The sequence below is a fragment of the Brevibacterium sp. 239c genome, assembly GCF_900169365.1.
Classification (GTDB): Bacteria; Actinomycetota; Actinomycetes; order Actinomycetales; family Brevibacteriaceae; genus Brevibacterium.
The window spans coordinates 1-1,457 of sequence record NZ_FXZH01000057.1 but is presented as its reverse complement, the minus strand read 5'-3'; the positions used below and the strand labels follow the sequence as shown (position 1 = coordinate 1,457).

Below are 1,457 nucleotides of genomic sequence, written 5' to 3'. Positions count from 1 at the left end.
CGCGTTGACTCATAGAAAACCTCCGCTTACACCACATCGTTGCCTCAGATGAAAACCTCCGGGAACAACGAGTCGTTGACTCAATAGAAAACCTCCGCCACCGGAGTGGCTCCAACCCACAGGCAGCAATGACGGGTACGCCTGATTTTCATGGAGTTGACGATGAAGCAACGACAAGCCGTAACAAAGAAGAAAGCAATCGCCTACAAGAACGCCAACCGGGCCGGCAAATCCCGGATTCTCGACGAACTCGTCGATCTCACCGGTTTCCACCGCGACTACGCCCGCACCGCGCTACGACAAGCCCTAAAACCCAGGGTCGTCAAAACCCGACCAGGACGGGCCCCGATCTACACTCCCGACCTGTTGCCGGCCTTGATCACCTGCTGGGCGATCCTTAGGGCACCAGCTGGCAAGCTCATGGCCGCGATGTTGCCGACCCTGGTCCCGATGCTCCGCCGCGACAAGGAACTGACCATCACCGATGCCCAAGCCGACCTCCTCACGTCGATGAGCGCTGCCACAATCGACCGGAAACTCGCCGATGAACGTAAGAAGATGCTTCCCCGCGGCCGGTCCCACACGAAACCCGGGTCGCTACTGAAGTCTCAGATCCCGATCCGGACCTGGGCCGAATGGGACGACGCCGTGCCCGGATTCGTCGAAATCGATCTCGTCGGACATGAAGGTGGCAACTCCTCCGGCGAGTTCTGCTTCACCCTGACCGTGACCGATATCAGCACCGGCTGGACCGTGAACCGGTCGGTGAAGAACAAGGCCGCGAAATGGGTCTTCGAAGCCCTCGAGTACGTGATGAGCGTCTTCCCGTTCCCGATTATCGGCATCGATTCCGACAACGGGTCGGAGTTCATCAACGAACACCTCCTGGCCTACTGCATCACCCACGAGATCACGTTCACCCGGTCGCGGTCGGGCAACAAGAACGACGGGGCCCATGTCGAACAGAAGAACTGGGCCAGAGTCCGTGAACTCGTCGGCTACCTGCGCTATGACACTCCAGCCGAGCTCGAGTTGCTCAACGAGATCTGGGAACTCGACCGGATCTTCACTAACTACCTCCTGCCACAGCAGAAACTGATCTCCAAGACCCGGCGAGGAGCGAAAGTGAGCAAGAAACACGATGGGCCAGCGACCCCGCATCAACGCGCGATCCGGCATGAAAAGATGCGTAAACGTCCGATCATCAGCATGAATGCCGTGTTCAAACGCATCAAGCCCGGCGCCCTGTCGAGGCAGATTCTCGACCTTACCGGCAGGCTCGAGACTCTTTCGGTGGCGAAGATGCCCGGCCTGGTCAAACCCGCGATCAATCGAGCCTGGAACAACGGGTGAGCTATCCGGAGGTTCCTATTTGAGGCAACGACACCATGTTCCCGGAGGTTTTCATTTGAGGCAACGATGTTTCGTTCCCGGAGGTATTGCAATGAGGCAACAGG

General features: G+C 58.3%; 1 protein-coding gene. It reads left to right on the top strand.

All coding sequences use genetic code 11. From position 1 onward, the window contains the following. The first annotated feature begins 162 nt into the window (after positions 1-162). On the top strand, positions 163-1,353 hold the full coding sequence (locus tag BSP239C_RS20325; protein ID WP_101575101.1) for a DDE-type integrase/transposase/recombinase: 1,191 nt from the start codon (positions 163-165) through the stop codon (positions 1,351-1,353). Positions 1,354-1,457: the final 104 nt, after the last annotated feature.